General features: G+C 63.1%; 15 protein-coding genes. 10 read left to right on the forward strand and 5 right to left on the reverse strand.

What is annotated here, in order from left to right:
* The first annotated feature begins 228 nt into the window (after nucleotides 1-228).
* From NKJ88_RS00670 to NKJ88_RS00680, 3 genes are all read left to right on the forward strand, one after another.
* Entirely contained in the window at nucleotides 229-945 is a 717-nt protein-coding gene (locus NKJ88_RS00670) for a response regulator (protein ID WP_023670002.1), read from the forward strand.
* Nucleotides 942-2,351 carry an ATP-binding protein gene (locus NKJ88_RS00675; RefSeq protein ID WP_023683676.1) on the forward strand — a complete coding sequence of 470 codons (1,410 nt, stop codon included), beginning with the start codon at nucleotides 942-944 and terminating at the stop codon, nucleotides 2,349-2,351. Before NKJ88_RS00670 ends, NKJ88_RS00675 begins: the two co-directional genes overlap by 4 nt.
* 93 nt (nucleotides 2,352-2,444) lie before the next feature.
* On the forward strand, nucleotides 2,445-2,849 hold the full coding sequence (locus NKJ88_RS00680; protein ID WP_023686152.1) for a YciI family protein: 405 nt from the start codon (nucleotides 2,445-2,447) through the stop codon (nucleotides 2,847-2,849).
* A 27-nt stretch (nucleotides 2,850-2,876) separates the two neighbouring features.
* Here NKJ88_RS00680 and NKJ88_RS00685 read toward each other — a convergent pair whose 3' ends face one another.
* Nucleotides 2,877-4,352, reverse strand: a complete 1,476-nt coding sequence (locus NKJ88_RS00685; protein WP_352443354.1) for a pyridoxal phosphate-dependent decarboxylase family protein — start codon at nucleotides 4,350-4,352, stop codon at nucleotides 2,877-2,879.
* Between the two features lie 19 nt (nucleotides 4,353-4,371).
* On the reverse strand, nucleotides 4,372-5,457 hold the full coding sequence (locus tag NKJ88_RS00690) for a PLP-dependent cysteine synthase family protein (RefSeq protein WP_023686154.1): 1,086 nt from the start codon (nucleotides 5,455-5,457) through the stop codon (nucleotides 4,372-4,374).
* A 202-nt stretch (nucleotides 5,458-5,659) separates the two neighbouring features.
* Here NKJ88_RS00690 and NKJ88_RS00695 point away from each other — a divergent pair, with 202 nt between their 5' ends.
* Nucleotides 5,660-7,687 carry a transcriptional regulator gene (locus NKJ88_RS00695; protein WP_050588536.1) on the forward strand — a complete coding sequence of 676 codons (2,028 nt, stop codon included), beginning with the start codon at nucleotides 5,660-5,662 and terminating at the stop codon, nucleotides 7,685-7,687.
* Between the two features lie 97 nt (nucleotides 7,688-7,784).
* Here NKJ88_RS00695 and choV read toward each other — a convergent pair whose 3' ends face one another.
* The 3 genes from choV to NKJ88_RS00710 form a co-directional block, all read right to left on the reverse strand.
* Nucleotides 7,785-8,966, reverse strand: a complete 1,182-nt coding sequence (choV, locus tag NKJ88_RS00700; RefSeq protein ID WP_023669996.1) for a choline ABC transporter ATP-binding protein — start codon at nucleotides 8,964-8,966, stop codon at nucleotides 7,785-7,787.
* Nucleotides 8,963-9,817 (reverse strand): choline ABC transporter permease subunit, encoded by an 855-nt coding sequence (gene choW / locus NKJ88_RS00705; protein ID WP_023669995.1) that lies wholly within the window; start codon nucleotides 9,815-9,817, stop codon nucleotides 8,963-8,965. Before choW ends, choV begins: the two co-directional genes overlap by 4 nt.
* Before the next feature lie 136 nt (nucleotides 9,818-9,953).
* Nucleotides 9,954-10,889, reverse strand: coding sequence for a choline ABC transporter substrate-binding protein (locus NKJ88_RS00710; RefSeq protein ID WP_023686157.1), 936 nt, complete (start codon nucleotides 10,887-10,889; stop codon nucleotides 9,954-9,956).
* A gap of 237 nt (nucleotides 10,890-11,126) precedes the next feature.
* Here NKJ88_RS00710 and NKJ88_RS00715 point away from each other — a divergent pair, with 237 nt between their 5' ends.
* From NKJ88_RS00715 to NKJ88_RS00740, 6 genes are all read left to right on the forward strand, one after another.
* The gene (locus tag NKJ88_RS00715) at nucleotides 11,127-11,738 is read left to right on the forward strand and encodes a thymidine kinase (RefSeq protein WP_023683669.1); all 612 of its coding nucleotides are present in this window, start codon (nucleotides 11,127-11,129) and stop codon (nucleotides 11,736-11,738) included.
* A 14-nt stretch (nucleotides 11,739-11,752) separates the two neighbouring features.
* On the forward strand, nucleotides 11,753-12,931 hold the full coding sequence (locus tag NKJ88_RS00720; RefSeq protein ID WP_023825372.1) for a glycosyltransferase: 1,179 nt from the start codon (nucleotides 11,753-11,755) through the stop codon (nucleotides 12,929-12,931).
* Nucleotides 12,932-13,015: 84 nt separating this feature from the next.
* Nucleotides 13,016-13,399: a c-type cytochrome gene (locus NKJ88_RS00725; RefSeq protein WP_023669991.1), complete on the forward strand. Its 384-nt coding sequence runs from the start codon at nucleotides 13,016-13,018 to the stop codon at nucleotides 13,397-13,399.
* Between the two features lie 299 nt (nucleotides 13,400-13,698).
* Nucleotides 13,699-14,787, forward strand: coding sequence for a hypothetical protein (locus NKJ88_RS00730; protein ID WP_023669990.1), 1,089 nt, complete (start codon nucleotides 13,699-13,701; stop codon nucleotides 14,785-14,787).
* A gap of 27 nt (nucleotides 14,788-14,814) precedes the next feature.
* A complete protein-coding gene (locus tag NKJ88_RS00735; RefSeq protein ID WP_023751264.1) occupies nucleotides 14,815-15,960 on the forward strand; it encodes a hypothetical protein in 1,146 nt (381 codons plus the stop codon).
* Between the two features lie 24 nt (nucleotides 15,961-15,984).
* The gene (locus tag NKJ88_RS00740) at nucleotides 15,985-17,895 is read left to right on the forward strand and encodes an ATP-binding protein (RefSeq protein ID WP_023695821.1); all 1,911 of its coding nucleotides are present in this window, start codon (nucleotides 15,985-15,987) and stop codon (nucleotides 17,893-17,895) included.
* Nucleotides 17,896-17,960: the final 65 nt, after the last annotated feature.

Raw genomic sequence — 17,960 nt, forward strand, 5'->3', positions numbered from 1 at the left:
GTCGCAGCCGATGTCCTGACCGCCACGGCACCCTTTATGCCCTTGATTTTTTTCGGGAGTTTTTCCGGACTATAGAATTTTGTTTCTGAATTGTTTCTGGCAAATCGGCTTTGCGGGCGATCATCGCCGCTGGCCAACATGTGGCCAGAATTCTATCGTGTGGGTGACGCCACAGAAGCAGACTCAGAAGGCAGCCGCCGACCGGCCGCCAGCAATGACAGGATCGCCGTGAAATCCGATGCGCACATACTGATCGTCGACGACGACAAGGGCATTCGCGACCTGCTTCAGGAATTCTTCCAGAAGCGCGGCCTGCGCACCACGGTTGCCGCCGACGGCGTCGAGATGGAAGACATACTGCGCCGCACGCAGGTAGACCTGATCGTGCTTGATGTGATGCTGCCAGGAAAGAGCGGGCTGGAGCTCTGCCGCGACCTGCGCGCCAGCTACTCGACGCCGATCATCATGCTGACGGCGGTGACCGAGACCACCGACCGCGTCGTCGGCCTGGAGATGGGCGCCGACGACTATGTGCCCAAACCCTTCGATCCGCGCGAGCTGCTGGCCCGCATCCGCGCCGTTTTGAGGCGCAATGGTGCTGCTGAGCCGAAGCGCGCCACCACCAAGCAAATCTACCATTTCGCCGGCTGGACGATGGACTGCTCGCGCCGGCGGCTGATGGCGCCGGGCGATGTCAGGGTCGAGCTGACGATGGCGGAGTTCAACCTGTTGCAGACCTTCGTCAAAAGCGCGCAGCGCGTGCTCACCCGCGACCAGCTCATCGAGCTTTCCGGCGGTGACAGCGACTATTCCTTCGATCGCAGTATCGACATCCTGGTCAGCCGTCTCAGGCGCAAGATGGAAGACGACCCCAAGACGCCGAAACTGATCCTGACTGTGCGCAGCGGCGGCTACCAGTTCCTGCCCGAGACCACCTCCGAATGAGACGTTTCCTGCCGCAAACCCTGCCGGTCTGGGTTTTGCTCATCGTCATTGCCGGCCTGCTGATCAGCCAGGTCGCCACGCTCTACATCGTCTCGCGCGATCGTGCCGTCGCCAATGACGAGGTCGATCTCTACCGGCTTAACGACCGCGCCTATTCGCTGGTGCAGCTGATGCATGACGACACGCCGGAGCAGCGCAAGCTGACGGCCTCCGGTCTGTTCAACGCCACCTATGCGCTCACCGTTTCGGACACGCCCGCGGTCACCTCGTCGATCGCCGGCGACGACGAACTGGCCGAGCTCGAGGACATTCTGGTCGGGCGGCTGTCGAAATTCGGCATCACCGACGCCCGCGTCCGGCGCGATCCGGCAACCCAGGCAGCCAACGCGCCTGGCGGTGTGGCCGTGACCAAGGATGTTGGCGCGGTGGAGCGCGACCTGTTATCGCTGGCGGCCAGCTTCGCCCAAAGCGACAAGCTGACGGCCTCTGTCCGCTTCGCCGACGGCCAATGGCTGAATTTCACCGAGCCCAACACGCCGGTCGGACCGATATTGAGCTTCGACAGCCTGCCGCTCTATTCGCTGATCGCGGCCCTGGTGGTGATCATGTCGATCTGGTCGCTGCGCCGGCTGACGGCGCCCTATCGGATGATGGAAACGGCGGTCAACCGGATCGGCACGGATCTGAAGAGCCCGCCGATCGCCGAGACCGGCAGCCGCGAAATCCGCGCCGCGGCCAAAGCCGTCAACGCCATGCAGGTCCGGCTGCGCGACTATGTCGAGGACCGCGAACATCTGGCCGCCGCGCTCGCCCACGATCTGCGCACGCCGCTGACCCGCATGCGGCTGCGCCTCGAACTGTTGCGCAGATCGACCGCGCGCGAGGCGCTGGCCCACGACCTCGCCGACATCGAGAGCATCGCCAGCTCCGTCATCGACTTCGCCACCTTCGAAGTCACCGAGGAGAAGAGCGAGCGGATCGATTTCTGGTCGCTGGTGGAATCGATCGCCGACAGTTTCGAGGACGTCACGTTCGACCATGACGGCGCCAGGCCGCGTGGCATGATCTGCATCGCGCGACCGGTGGCGCTGAAGCGCTGCGTCAACAATCTGGTCCAGAATGCCGTGACCTACGGCAAGAAAGCCCATGTCAGCCTGCGGCAGTCGGACGGCACGGTCACGCTGGTCATCCGCGACGAGGGGCCGGGCATACCGCAGGCGCAGCTCGACCAGGTGTTCGGTTCCTTCGTGCGGCTGGAGCAATCGCGCAACCGCCAGACCGGCGGTCTCGGCCTCGGCCTGACCATTGCCCGCAACATTGCGCGTGCCGCCGGCGGCGATGTCAACCTGTCCAACCGTCCCCGCGGCGGCCTGCTGACGGAGCTCAGCCTGCCGCTGGCGGCATGAGGCAGCAGACTAGCGTCTCGATGGGCACCGGGGGTGGATCAGCCAACCCAACCTTGCAATAGTGCAGCCGCTCGAACAGGAGGAGATCGCCGCATGTTTTACGCCATCCTGGCCTATCACGTCGAACAGACCATCCAGTCCCTGACGCCGCAGCAGGATGCGGCGCTGATGCACGACCTGCTCGAAGTCAACGCCAGGCTGACCCGCGAAGGCAAGCTCGGGCCGGCGGCAAGACTGGGCGCGACCGCCGACGCCGTGACGCTGCGCGGTCCGGGCGAAGGCATCGTCATCGACGGGCCGTTTGCCGAGACCAAGGAACAATTGCTGGGTCTTTATGTCCTCGACTGCGCCACGCAGGAGGCGGCGATTGCAGCCGCGCGCGACTTGCGCCGCGTGAATCCCTCGGCAGTCTACGAAATCCGGCCGATCACATTTTACCTTCCCGGCCTGGCGTTCCCCGTGACGAAGGGCGATTTCCAGGAGGCCGCCAGCGGCTGAGAGCCGCTTGCTCTACCCCATGGCCGGTCAGGCAGAAGCGATCTCGTTGCCCAGGCGGACCGTTTCGGCGACGAGAAGGTCGAGATCCTCGCGCCGGGTCCGGTGGTTGTTGATCGCCACCCTGAGGCAATGCCGGCCTTGCACCGTGGTATCGGAAATGGCGGCGGTTCCGTCTTCCTGAAGCCTCAGCATGATCTCGGTGTTGAGCGCCTTCGAGCGCTCGCCATCGAGCCCTTCCGCGCGATAGCGGAAGCAGACGATGTTGATGCTGGTCGGCGCTGTCAGTTCGAGCGCCGGTTGAGCCTCGATCAGGCCTGAGAGATACTGCCCCTGCGCAATGTTCTGGTCGATCAGACGGCCGAATTTTTCGACGCCGTGTTCCCGCAGCGCCATCCACACTTTCAGCGCCTTGAAGCCGCGTGTCGTCTGCAGACCGTAATCGTGCAGCCATTGGCCGGAGGCGAGGCCGCGCGGTGTCGATTCCAGATATTCCGGCGTCACCGCGAAGGTCTTGCGATGCGCCGAGGCATCCCTGACCAGCGCGCAGCCTGCCTCGAACGGAGCGTGCAGCCATTTGTGGGGGTCGAGCGCGATGGAATCGGCCCATTCGATGCCGGCGACACGACGCGCATTCTCGGGCGCGATCGCGATCAGCGCGCCGATGCAGCCGTCGACATGGAACCAGAGATCCTCCTCATGCGCCAGCTTGGCCAGCGCCTGCAGATCGTCGATGGCGCCGGTGTTGACAGTGCCGGCATTGCCGATGATGCAGGCCGGCTTGAACCCGGCCGCGCGATCTTCCGATATCGCCGCCCGCAAAGCTTCGATGTCGATGCGAAGTCCGGCGTCGCTGGCAATGCGCCGCAGCGCCTTGTTGCCGAGGCCGAGCGCTTCCATCCCCTTGCGGTGACAGGAATGGACCTGGTCCGAGCCATAGAAACGCAACGGCTTTTCGATTGCTCCAACGCCGTGCTCGCGCACGTCGATGCCGGCCTTGGTGTTGCGCGCCACGGTCAGCCCGATGATGTTGGCCATCGAGCCGCCGCTGACCAGCGTGCCGCTGGCCGAAGCCGGCATGCCCATCATCTGCTTGCACCAGTCGACCACCTGGCCGTCCATCAGGGCGGCGGCATGGTTGCCGCCGCCGAGATTGGAGCCCTGGATTGCCGCCAGGAAATCGCCGATCGCGCCGGTAAAATTGCTCGACCCCATATACCAGGACCAGAAGCGCGGATGGATGTTGCCCATCGGATAGGGCATCACCTTGTCCACGACATCGCCATAGATGTCGGCAAGCGCGGTCGGCGATTGCGGCAGCGAGGCGGTGAAGAAATCCCTCACATCTCCAGGCATCTCCTGCCACACCGGCCGTTGCCTGACATCGCGCAGGTAAGCGACGGCATCGTCAACGATCCGATGCGACAGGCTTTGCACATCGGCCCAGTCCGAGGGGTCAAGCGTTTCCTCGGTACTGGTAGCCGAGTGTCCAGGCATCGCGTCCATGCAATTTGCTCCCGCGTCATCATGCCGGGAACTGGCAACCGGGCGTCGAGCGCGAGAGAGCAAGCTCTTCCGCATTCATCTCGGCCTCGATGCCGTCGAACAAAGGCGTGGTCATGTAGCGTTCACCGGTATCGGGAAGCATGCACAGGATCACCGATCCGGCCGGCGCTGTGCCGGCGATCTGGCGCGCCACGGCAAAAGCCGAACCGCCGGAAATGCCGGTGAAGATGCCTTCCTGCTGCGCCAGCGCCTTGGCCCATTTCATGCCCTCCGGCCCGGCGATCGGCATCACCTCGTCATAGAAGTTGCCATCGATGGCCTCCTGCAGGACGTGCGGGATGAAATCCGGCGTCCAGCCCTGGATCGGGTGCGGTTCGAAAGCCGGATGGCTGGCGGCCGGCGCTCCGCCGGCGCCACGCATCTGCCGCTTGCCGCTGCCGACAAGCTGCGCGTTGGCCGGTTCGGTGAGCACGATCCGGGTCTCAGGCCGCTCGCGGCGCAGCACCCGCGCCACGCCGGCGACGGTGCCGCCGGTGCCGTAGCCGGTGACGAAATAGTCGAGCCGCGAGCCGGCGAAATCGTTGACGATCTCGCGTCCCGTGGTAGCTTCATGAATGTCGGCGTTGGCCTTGGTCTCGAACTGGCGGGCCAGGAACCAGCCATTGGCTTCGGCCAGTTCCACCGCCTTCTTGTACATGCCGAAGCCTTTCTCGGCGCGCGGCGTCAGCACCACCTTGGCGCCCAGCATCCGCATCAGCTTGCGGCGCTCGACCGAGAAACTGTCGGCCATCGTCACCACCAGCTTGTAGCCCTTCTGCGCACAGACCATGGCAAGACCGATGCCGGTGTTGCCGCTGGTCGCCTCGACAATGGTCTGTCCAGGCTTGAGCGCGCCGGTGCGTTCACCTTCCTCGATGATGTTGAGCGCCAGCCGGTCCTTCACCGACGCCGCCGGATTGAAGAACTCGGCCTTGACGTAGATGGTGGCGTGCGCCGGTCCGAGATTATTGACGCGGATGACCGGCGTGTCGCCGATGGTGTCGAGAATGCTGTCGAACAGGCGGCCGCGGCCGGCCGTGGTTCTGATTTTCTGCTGATGCAACATGGTAGACTCCTGGTTCTTGCTCACGGGCCGGTTACACACCGGCGGTTTGGGCGGCGAGATTTCGACACCTTGCCGCACTACAGGTCCTTGACGTGCGGCAATGTGGTAAACACCACATTCGGCGCACAAATTTTGCGAGCCGGGTGCACTTTGTCGTGCTCGGTGGTAAAGCAGGGGCCGGCAGGTCAGCGTGGGAGCAGGCGTGGTATCTGGCGTGGAATCGAGCCTGGCGAGCAGCCATCAAGGTGTTGTCGTGCGCCTGTTTGGGCCGCCGACAATTGCGCGCGACGGCGTCCCGGTGGTCTTGCCGGCATCGCGCAAGCTGCGCGCGCTGCTGGCCTATCTGGCGCTGGCGCCCCATCCGGTCGGACGTGGCAAGCTCTGCGAGTTGCTGTGGGATGTTCCAAATGATCCCAGGGGTGAGCTGCGCTGGTGCCTGAGCAAGCTGCGGGCCGCGCTCGACGAACCGGGCCGCCGCAGGATCGAAACATCGGGCGATACGATCGCGCTCGATCTCGACGGCATCTCAGTCGACGTTCTGGATGTCGCGGCGGCGGCTGCCGCAGGCATCGAAACGCTCGAGCCGACGCGACTGCAGTTGCTCTCCGACCTGTTCGTCGGCGACTTCCTCGAAGGGCTGGAGATCGACCGCAGCCCTCTCTTCAACAGCTGGCTGACCGCGCAGCGCCGCCGTTTCGGTTCCTGCCAAGCTGCTATACTGGAACATCTGGTCAAGACGCTGCCGGCCGATTCCGAAGACGTCTCCGCCCATCTCGAAAAATGGCTGGAATTGACCCCGTTCGACAGCAGCGCCCATGTCGCACTCCTGGTGAGGCTGGCGCGGCGCGGCCAGTTCGGTGCCTGCGAGGACCATCTTGCCGCAGCAGCATCGCTCTTCCAATCGGAAGAGCTGGATTTTGGCCCTGTGCGCCAGGCGTGGCTTGCCATTCGCGCGGAACGTCACTGCGCGACTTTGCCGGCACAGCCTGCGGTAGCGCCGGTGGCGGGCCACAGCCCGATCGCGCGTGCCCCCACCGAAGCCGCGGCGCCCCACAAAGCTTCGCTTGCCGTGATGCCATTTGCCGAAGATGCCGGCGGCGTTTGTGGTGGGCTGGCCGACGGCTTGACCCACGACATCATTACCCGCCTCGCCAAGCTCAGGGACTTCTTTGTAATCGCCCGGGGCTCGGTCTTTGCGCTGGCAGAAAAGAACATCGCGCCGGAAGATGCCGGCCGCAGGCTGGATGTCGACTATGTCGCCACCGGCACGGTGCGCAGCCTGACCGGCCGCCTGATCGTCACCGTCGAGCTTGTCGAGGTGCGCACGGCCAGGATCGTCTGGGCCGAGACCTTCGAGCGCAAGCCCGAGGACATCTTCATTGTCCTCGACGATATCGGCAACAGCATCGTGGCCTTCATCTCATCCGAGATAGAGATGGTCGAGCGCAACCGCGCCATGCTGAAGGCGCCCAATTCGCTCAATGCCTGGGAGGCCTACCATCGAGGACTCTGGCATATGTATCGCTTCACCCGCAGCGAAAACGAGCAGGCCAGGCATTTCTTCGGCATCGCACTGCAGCAGGATCCGACCTTTACCCGCGCCTATGCCGGCCTGTCCTTCACCCATTGGCAGAGCGCCTTCCAGCGCTGGGGCGACCGCGACCAGGACAGCGCGCTTGCCTTTGAGGCGGCCGGCCAGAGCGTTTTGGTCGACGATCATAATCCCGCCGCGCACTGGGCGATGGGCCGGGCGCTGTGGCTGCGCGGCGAGGGTGATGCGTCCGTGCTAGAACTGCAAAGAGCCGTCGACCTCAGCCCGAACTTCGCGCTTGGCCACTATGCGCTGTCCTTCGTGCATTCGCAGTCGGGCGACCCGCACGCGGCGATCGGATCGTCGGATCATTCGCGCCATCTGTCGCCGTTCGACCCGATGCTGTTCGGCATGCTGGGCGCACGCGCCATGGCGCATGTCCGCCTCGGCCAGTTCGACGAGGCGGCCGAATGGGCGCTGAAGGCGGCCGCCCGCCCCAACGCACATGTCATCATCCTGTCGATCGCCGCCCACTGCCTGGCGTTGGCTGGGCGGCTGGACGAGGCGAAAAACTTCGCCGCCGCCATCCGCAAGACGCTTCCGGATTACCGAGCCGACGACTTCATCGACACCTTCCGCTTCGACCGGGATGCCACAGCCCTGTTCAAGCTCGGCGCCACGCGCATCGGGCTGGCTTAGAGCATGATCCCAAAAAGTGGGTACCGGTTTTTGGAAAAGATCATGCTCCAACAAAGGGTTAGATCATGATGAGATTTCAACCAAATCTCATCATGATCTAGCGCCGCAACACCGCGCTCAGCACATCGCGTATCCCGATCGCGCCGACAAAGCGCGACTGGTCGTCGAACAGCGCCACGGGTGCCGTCTGCGAGCGGTGCATGGCCAGCATCACCGTCTTCAGCGAGGTCCCGGGGTTGGCCCAGAACACTTGCGCCGTCTCCTCCGGCTGCGCCTCGACATCGGCGCACGACACCCATACCGCCGGTTTGCCGTCGCGTTCCGCCGCCGCCACCAGCCCGTGCTCGTCGATCTTGAAACGCGTCGTCTTGCGCCGGTCGAGCCACACCCAGCCATTATCGCCGTGCTCGAGGTCGCGGCTGTCGCGCATGACGTTCCAGGCGGTCAGCACCGACAACGGATTCACATTGGCGATGAAGTCGCGGACATAGTCATTGGCGGGCTTGAGCACGATGTCTTCCGGCGCCCCGGTCTGCACGATGCGACCGCCCTCCATGATGGTGATGTGGGTGCCGATCTTCAGCGCCTCTTCCAGATCATGGCTGACGAAGATGATGGTCTTCTTCAGCTCCGCCTGCAGCTGCAGCAATTCGTCCTGCAGCTTGGTGCGGATCAGCGGATCGAGCGCCGAGAACGGCTCGTCCATCAGCAGGATCGGCGCCTCGGTGGCGAAGGCACGGGCCAGGCCGACGCGCTGCTGCATGCCGCCGGACAGCTCATGCGCGTATTTCTTCGACCACTGGTCGAGATTGACCAGTTTCAGCTGGCGTTGCACGCGCTCCTTGCGCTCTTGCTCCGGCACGCCGGCGAGTTCGAGGCCGAGGCCGACATTCTCCTCCACCGTACGCCAAGGCAGCAGGCCGAACTGCTGGAACACCATCGCCACCTGCTTCTGCCGCAGCCGCCGCAGCGTCGCCTGATCGCAGGTCACGACATCGACGATATTGTCGCCGTCCTTGACCAGCACCTGGCCGCGCGACACCACGTTGAGCCGGTTGACCGCCCGCAGCAGCGTCGACTTGCCGGAGCCGGACAGGCCCATCAGCACCGAGATTTCGCCCTCATGCACGGTCAGGCTGGCGCCGGCGCAACCCAGCACATTGCCGGTCTTTTCAAGGATTTCGGCGCGCGTGGCGCCGCCGTCGATCAGAGCCAGCGAACCGGCCTGGTCGGAGCCGAAGACGATATCGACATTTTTGAAATCGACGGCGACGGTCATTTCTTGCCTCCAACGCCGATACGCGTCATCCGGTCGAGCACGATGGCGAGTACGACAATCGCCAGGCCCGCCTCGAGCCCGAGATCGATGCGGCGCGAGCCGAGCGCGCGGTTGATTTCAGTGCCGAGGCCGCCGGCGCCGATCAGTGCTGCAAACACCACCATCGACAGCGACAGCATGATCGATTGCGTCAGCCCGGCCATGATGGTCGGCAAGGCCGAGGGCAGCTCGACCTTCCACAGCAGCTGCTGCTTGGTGGCGCCGAACGCCTCGCCGGCCTCGATGATCGACTTCGGCACCGAGACGACGCCGAGATGGGTGAGCCGGACCGCGGTCGGGATGACAAAGATGATGGTGACGATGAGGCCGGGCGCGTTGCCGAGACCGAACAGGGTCAGAACCGGGATCAGGTAGACGAAGGTCGGCAGCGTTTGCATCAGGTCGAGCACCGGCAGCATGATGCGGTAGACCTTCGGCTTGTGCGCGGCCCAGATGCCGAGCGGCACGCCGATGGCCATCGCCATGGCGGCGGCGGCCACGACCAGCACCAGCGTCTGCACCGTCTGCTTCCAGAGGTTCTGGTTGATGATGAAGATCAGGCCGAGAAAGACGCCTATGGCCAGCGGGCGCGAGCGCTGCAGCAGCCAGGCGATGATGGCGATGATCAGCGCCAGCAGCACCGGCGGCACCATCAAAAGGATGCCAACCAGCCCGTCGAGCAGGAAATTGAGGCCATTCGAGAAGGCCCTGAACACGGTGTCGAAATTGTCGGTGAGGAAACCGAAGAACGCCTTTCCCCAGGCGCCGATCGGTATCTTGTGATCGACCATGAATTTCGAAATCGGATCCATATCGCCCCTCTCATGCGAGAGACCGCCTGCTTCCGGCCTCCGCTCTCATTAGGTCATCTTCTCACAGGATATGAAAAAGGGCAGCCTTTTCTAGATTGGCTGCCCTTCCTGGTTCGGCTTGGCCGAATTAGTCGGCTCAGCTTCCGAGCGCGGTCTTGACCGCCGCTGCCGCATCGCCGCCATCGAAGGTGGTGACGCCGGCAATCCACGGCGCAACCGCGTCAGGGTGCTTCTTCAGCCAGTCGGCTGCGACCGTGTTGGCGTCGCCGCCCTTCAGGATCGCGTCCATCATCTCGCCTTCCATGTCCAGGTTGAACTTCAGGTTGGCGATGAACTTGCCGGCATTCGGGCATTCGGTGGTGTAGCCCTTGCGCACATTGGTGTAGACGGTGGCGGCGCCGAAGCCGCTGTCGCCCATGCCGTCGAGATAGGTGAGCTTCATGGCGCCCATCACCGGGTGCGGCGTCCAGCCGAGAAACGCGATCCACTCATTGTTCTTGATCGACTGCTCGGCCTGCGTCAGCATGCCGGCTTCCGAGGACTCGACCAGCTCGAAGCCTTCGAGATTGTCCTTCGGATTCTTGATCATGTCGAGGATGATGCGGTTGCCGTCATTGCCCGCCTCGATGCCATAGATCTTGCCGTTGAACTTGTCCTTGAACTTGCCGATGTCGGTCAGCGACTTGACGCCGGCCTCCGCGACATAGGTCGGTACGACGATGCCGTAGCCGGCGCCGGTCAGGTTGGTGCCGATCGTCTCGACCGAACCATCGGCGGTGTAGTCCTTGATGTCGTTGGTCATCGACGGCATCCAGTTGCCGAGGAAGACGTCGAGATCCTTGTTTTTCAGCGACGCCATGGTCACCGGCACCGACAGCTGGATCGTCTGCGGCTCGTAGCCGAGCGCGGTGAGCAGCACCGAAGCGACGCCGGTGGTTGCCTGGATGTCGGTCCAGCCGACATCGGAAAGGCGCACCGCCTTGCAGCTCTCCGGATCGCCGGCAAGTGCAGCGCTCGTGGACAGAAAAGTCGCCAGGCCGAGGCCGGCGACGAAGGTGTTCATACGCGACATTGGCAGTCTCCCATTGTGATTCTTTGGCGAAGCGTAGTTACGGTTTCTCTGCCCGCCTTGTTTCGTCAGCCAAACACCATTCTGGTGTGGTTTCAAGCGCTAAGACAATCACGATCAACGGCGCGGACTGGCCAAACAGCGACACCCCTGCCGCTTTTTCGATTGCAGACGGCTTTTCCCATCAAATGCAGCGGTGCCCTCTCCCCGCGCCGCGCCAACTCGGCTTAAAAGGACGGCATGGCCAAGCTCTACTTCCACTATGCGACGATGAATGCCGGCAAAACGACAATGCTGCTGCAGGCGTCCTACAATTATCGCGAACGCGGTATGACGACGATGCTGTTCGTCGCCGGCCACTACAGAAAGGGCGACACCGGGCTGATCTCGTCGCGCATCGGCCTGGAGACCGAGGCCGAGATGTTCCGCGACGGCGACGATCTCTACGCTCGCGTCGCCGAGCATCACGAACATACGACGGTGCATTGCATCTTTGTCGATGAGGCGCAATTTCTCGAGGAAGAGCAGGTCTGGCAGCTCGCCCGTATCGCCGACCGGCTGAACATCCCGGTGATGTGCTACGGCCTGCGCACCGATTTCCAGGGCAATCTGTTTTCCGGTTCGCGAGCGCTTCTGGCCATCGCAGACGATCTGCGCGAAGTGCGCACCATCTGCCGCTGCGGCCGCAAGGCGACGATGGTCGTGCGTCTCGGCGCTGACGGCAAGGTGGCCAGACAAGGCGAACAGGTGGCGATCGGCAAGGACGTCTATATCTCGCTCTGCCGCCGCCACTGGGAAGAGGAAATGGGCCGCGCCGCGCCCGACGATTTCATTGGCTTCACCAGAGGCTGAACGGCCGGGACAACATGAAAATTCTGCAGTTCACAGTTGATTGCCCGTTTCCGCCGGTCTCCGGCGGAGAGATCCGGAACGCCGCCAATGCACGCGCCCTGGCATCGATGGGCGAGGTCCTGACGGTAAGCCTGACTGGCGCCCCGGCACCCTCCACACCGCCGAACATCCGTCACCGGATCATCGAGGCAGCGCGCGGCAGGGCGCCCTGGGGCAGGCGCGGCCCGCACCCGACCGTGCATATGATGCCGGACGACGAGCTGGCCGAGGCCGACGCCATCTGGAGGGAATTCGCGCCCGATCTCGTGGTAATCGAGGAGATCGTGCTTTCGCAGCTGCTGACGCTGGCGCCGAAGCATCGCGCGCGCACCGTCCTTGACCAGCACAACATTGATTCCCGGACGGTGTCCGACCGGATCGCCGGCCTGACGCTGTGGCAGCAAATTCGAGACTGGCGCCAAAACAGGCGAAGGAAGGCAGAGGCGCGCGAGGCCGACAGGTGTGCGGTTGCCATGGCCGACCAGGTCTGGGTTTGTTCGCGGGCCGACGAAGCGCTTCTGTCCGCTCTCGGCCCCGTCAACGACGTCAGGTTCGTCGCCAACCCCATTCCAGACGAGAGCGTGCTTTCCCTGCCGATTGCTGCCGAGCGCTTCAGTGAGCTCAGCCTGTGCTTCATCGGGCATCTCGGCTATTTCCCCAACATCGACGCCGTCAAGCAGATCGGCCGCGCGATGGCGCCGCGCCTCGCCGCTTCCGGCCGGCCCTGGTCGATCACCGTCGCCGGCAGAAACCCGCGCGATGTCGTGCGCGGTCTATGCACCAGGCATGGTCTGCGGTTGATCGAGAACCCACCGCATCTGCCGGAATTGCTTGGGCGTGCCGGCTATGCGCCGATCCCGCTGCGCTTCGGCGGCGGAACCCGCATCAAGGTGCTGGAGGCGATGGCGGCGGGCCTTGTCGTCGCCGCCACCGAAAAGGCCGTCGAAGGGCTTGGCCTGCAGGCGGGCAGGCATTTCCTGTCCAGCGACGATGCCGGCAAGTTGGCATTGAAAATCATCGATCTCGCGACACGCCCGCAAGCGGCCGCCGAGATGGCGGAGATCGGCCGCGCTTTCGTGCGCGACAATCATTCGTCGGCGGCGATTGAAAAGCAGGTCAAGCAGGCGGTCGCGGCGATCCCGCGCACGGATTGAGCCCGGCTGCTATCCACCGGCATACGGCGTTTGTTAAGGCCTGCAGCCTATTTTGCCCTCAGCCAGAGCCAGCCGGGAACCGCCATGCTTCGAGCCATTTCATCAGGCCTTGTCATTTACTTGGCCGGTATCCTCGCCGCGCTGGCCGACGGCGATGCAGCACTTGGCAAGAAAGTGTTCTACCGCTGCATGGCCTGTCACGAGGCGGCAAGCGACCGCGACAAGGTCGGCCCGCATCTCCTCGGTATCGTCGGCCGCACCGCCGGCACCGCCCAGAACTTCAACTATTCGCAGGCCATGAAGGACGCCGGCGCGGCCGGCCTGGTCTGGGACGAAGCCAACCTCAAAGCCTATCTTGGCGCTCCCAAGCTGAAAGTACCCGGCAACAGGATGGGCTTCTCCGGCCTGAGCAGCGACGAGGACATCGCCAACGTCATCGCCTATCTGAAGGCCGATCCGAAGCCTTGAACGGCGCGATGCGTAGCGTGATCTCGCGCTTGCAACTCATTGGGCCCTCTATCGAATTCGGGACACCTACACTGTCCGAGATCGACTGCTTCGCAGACGCCAAAGTTCAATGACGGTTGAACGACACTTGGCCGGCTGGTTAATCACGCCATGACCCCGCCTTCATTGCCTTTCAAGACGCCCGCGTATGTTTTTGTTTTCGGGGCGGGTCTTGTCTTGCGTCTTTCAATCCCCTGATACCCCACATATATTCGCCGCTGTTCGCAGCCAGCGACCGGAAGCCGAAGCGGGAGGCCCCTATGGCGACATTGCAGAATTTCGATGCCGAAATTGCCAAGACCAGGCAGGTCGTGCAGGACATGCGCTCCAAGATCGAGCAGTCCGGCACCGTGCTTGATACGCTGGCCACCGCCGACAAGAAGATCGGAGACGCCAATTTCGACATCGAGAATGCCCGCATCGAGGACGTGCTGAAGCAGCAGAAGGTGATGGAAGGCAACATCGCCGACCTGATCATCGGGCTGGAAGACGCCACCAACGTCTTCGGCACTGAATTCGAGAGCATGAAGAACTACACCGGCTGGGAAAGCTTCGTCGGTGTCTTCTCGGCGCAACGCAAGCAGCGCATGCGCACCGACCGCGTCCGCAACATGTCGCTGGCCGGCAATCTGCAGGAGCTTCTGGTCAAGTCCGACACCATCGTCGGCATCCTGAAAGCGCAGAAAGAGGTCCTCGACCAGCGCTACAAGACCTCGGAAAACAGCCTGTCGCAGGTGATCGAGCGCCGCAAGGTCACCATGACCAACCTCGAGGCGGTGCAGAAGCGCATCGAGGAGGTCAATCCGCTGCTGCTCGACATCGAAAACAAGATCGCCGCTTCTACCAGTCAGAAGGAGCGCACGCAGCTTGAGGGCGAGCGCTCGAAACTGGCGACCGAATACAATGAAAAGCAAGCCAAGGAGCAGGAGCTTCTGGCCGAGAGCCAGACGCTGGAACGCTACACCTCGATGTTCCAGACCTTCGTCGATTCGCTTAACAATCAGATCGCAGCCCAGTCGACGCTTATCAACAAGCTGACCATCGATACCGAGCAGCGCATCGTGCTCTACAAGGCACTGGAAGATTCCTTGAAGACCGCCGCCCAGCAGGATGTCGCCCACAAGATCAACACGCTGGGCAGCCAGGTTGACAACACCGCCGAAGAGACCATGGCCGGCATTGGCGCCGCCTCGCAAAAGCACATCGGCGATCTTCTCGAAATGCACGAGAAGAACATGGTCGCCAGCTCCGACATCCAGCGCCGCAAGAAGCTCGCCGACGACGCCTTCGCCCGCCGTTTCGACGACGTGATGAAGAAGCACAATTCGGCCAACTACGTGCAGTCGTAAGGAGCGGCTGCACGCGGGCACACCGGCATGACTCCCGAAAACGAAGCGGCGGCGCGCTATTTTTCCGCCATCACGGCGGCACTCAGCGGCCTCGAAGTGTTCATGCGCGACGACCGCTCGCCGCTTTACCGGCACGGCATCGTCGCCAAGATTGTCGCCGAATACATTGCCCGGCTGGACAAATCGTTTTCCTGCTGGCGCAACCGGCTCGGCTTCATGGACACGTTCCGCATTTCGCGCGCCGACAGCGGCTATCCCGTCTTCCAGAACCTGCTCGAACTGGAAAACGACCGCCGCCAGGCCGAGGCGCGGCTGGCCAACATTCCGCTGGCCGGCGAATTGCGCGAGGAAATGGCCGACTTCATCCTGCGCCACAAGGAATTCCCCGAAGCGCTGCAGAAGTCGATGGCCGAGCGGCTCTATCTCGAGGACGTCAAGAGCGAACAGACTTTTGGCCCGTTCTCGCTGGCGCAGACGGCCAAGGTCTCGGTCAATCCAAAGACCGGGCGCCCCTATTACCTCGTGCACTGGGCGAGCTTCGACGGCAGCGCCAACCTGCCGCTGGTCTACATGGTGACGGTGGAGGATTCCTCCGAAAGCATGATCCGGCAGCTCGTTGACAGCAGCGGCAAGCTCAATGAACGGGTCGACATCCCGCTGCCGGTGGACGGCCTGCTCAACCCCGAACTCGCCCATCGCTTCGACGATTTCACCGAGAAGAATTCCGCCTACACGCTTTCGCCCGCAACGATTGCGGTCAATCTCGACAAGGATTTCGAGCCGCTGCACCCTAAGCAGCTGCGCCGCGTCGTGCTCGGCCCCTTTTATTCCGCAGGCATTACGGACAACAATTCGACCGTGACCGAGGTGCTGGCCAAGGTGCGCAAACCGGAAAATGCCTGGCTGCTCACCTGGACCATCCAGGAGGTCTACTCCAAGGGCGAGAAACCCGGCCGCAAGGGCCTGTTTTCGAGCGAGAAGACCACGCAGGAATTCTTTATCAACACCGACGATCTCGAAGCCGCGCGCCAGGGTGTGTCGAGCTACGAGAACCACGCCCTGATCTCGCACGAAGCCTATCAAGCACTCTACGCCGCCGGCGAAGCTCAAAAGATCTTTTCCGGCTACAAGGTTCACATCCTGTCAAATGGGCAGGTGATTTCAGATGTCTGACCGTCACATCGCGGAGCATCCTTCATGGACACCGGCCTGACCACCATTCCGGAAGCGGCTATCGAAAAGCACCGCGCAACCGCGCAAAGCTTCATCACTCGCGTCGTCGTGCTGGAGGATCCTTCACGCGAATCCGGCACCGCGCTTGCCGGCACCAATCGCCGCTTTGTCTCGACAGTCTCGGTCGGCTCGGTGCGCCGTACCCGCGAGGTCGAGCTTACCAAGACCGTCGCCGCGATCCATCCCGACGACCAGTTGATGAGCATCCCGCAGCACACGCTTTTGTTTCGCGCCCGCCGCGGCCTGGCGATTGCGCTCGCCATTTCCGATGTCTTCGCCGAAGGCTCCGACCTTGAAAGCCTGCAGGCCAAGAACACCCGCGCACCGCTCGAAGGCGATGAAGCCGCGACCTTCAAGAAGCTTCTGTCAGCCTCTGCTTACGTTTCGGCCTTCAGCCTTGCCTCCTATCTGTTCCAGCTGATCGACAGCGATGGCGAGGCGCCCAACGATATCCCCGAACCCGACTTCCTGTTCGACACGCCGCAGGACGCGGTGAAGTCGATCGTGGCTGGGTTGGACAAGGCGATCACCGGGTCGAAGGACGATGGCGACCTGACGACCCGGGCGCGTGCTTTCGCCCGTGTTGCCATTGACGGGCTCTTGGCCCGTAAAGGCCGCTTCGACGGCATCGGCCCGTTCGAGAACGCCCATATCCGCATCGACGCCGACGATTTCACCCTCGACGGCTTCGACGTCGCGCCCGGCAAGCGCTCCAAGCCGCTGGTGATGACCTTCAAGAAGCCGGAAGAGGTCGTCGGCAACCACATTGCCAAATACCAGTCGGTCAAGCTCGCCAAGATGCTGATGGCCTACGATTTCGAGCGCGAGTTGAACCCGTTCGTCGAACTCGGGGGCTTCCTCTTCACCTTCATCGGCGACGGCGCGCCGGGCACCGGCAAGACGACGCTGATCCAGATGATCGCCGGCCTCGTCAACAATTATTGCCAGGTTGCCGGCTATCCCTTCGCCTATGAGAATTTCGGCGTCGACCAGATCTCGTCCTACCAGGGCAAATCTGGCCAGAATTGCCGCCAGTTCATCAACAATGTCTTGAACCCACGCGTCATCGGTTTCGGCACCGTCGACGACATCGACCAGGTGGCGGCCCGCCGCTCCGACGACCGCGCCTCGGCCGGCCAACAGGAAATCACCGGCGTCTTGATGGACGCCTTTGCCGGCGCCGGCACGGTGGTGCGCGGCAATTGCTCGTTCGGCATGTTTTCCAACTATCCCGAAAATGTCGACGATGCGCTGCGCCAGCGCGCCGGGGCCCGCTGGCTGGTCGACGGCCCACAGAGCCGCGACGACTATATCGACATCTTCGTCCTGCTTGCCGGCAAGAACCACAAGATCCCACTCGGCGACCACAAGCTCTACGCCGCGCAGGAGATCCAGCGCGCGGTGACCGAAGCCTATGAGGAGCACGAGAAGCCTCAGGAAGACGGGCTGATGAAGGTCTATGAGCGCTACATGAAGGAGAATGGCGCGCCGAAATCGATGGCCGACATCGGCACTTATCTGCACCTGATCAAGGATGCCGAGCCGCGCTTCACCGGCCGAGCCATCAAGAACGTCACCGACGCCATCAAGATGCGCGCCATGGACATCGAGCTGCCCGACGACTGGTTCGAGAAGCCGGAAGTCTTCATGCACAAGGGCTACGACGAAAAGAAGGCCATGATCGAGGAACTGCGGGGGCCGTTCTCGATGGACATGGTCATGCAGGAGATCAACCGCTACGCCGACTCGGAGTTCCGCTATTCCGACAAATCCGACGACGCCGCGGTGGAGAAGCTGCTGCGCGACGCACGCCTGCGCGAACGGGCGGGGCGCGAGATGGAGGAGATGAAGAAGAAGGGGCTCTGGAATGCGTGAACTTCCTTCGCTGCCCGCGGGTGCTGAAAGGCTTGGCGCTAACGCTGACGCCCCCCTCTCCCCGT

Source organism: Mesorhizobium sp. M0016 (genome assembly GCF_040324035.1).
Classification (GTDB): domain Bacteria; phylum Pseudomonadota; class Alphaproteobacteria; order Rhizobiales; family Rhizobiaceae; genus Mesorhizobium.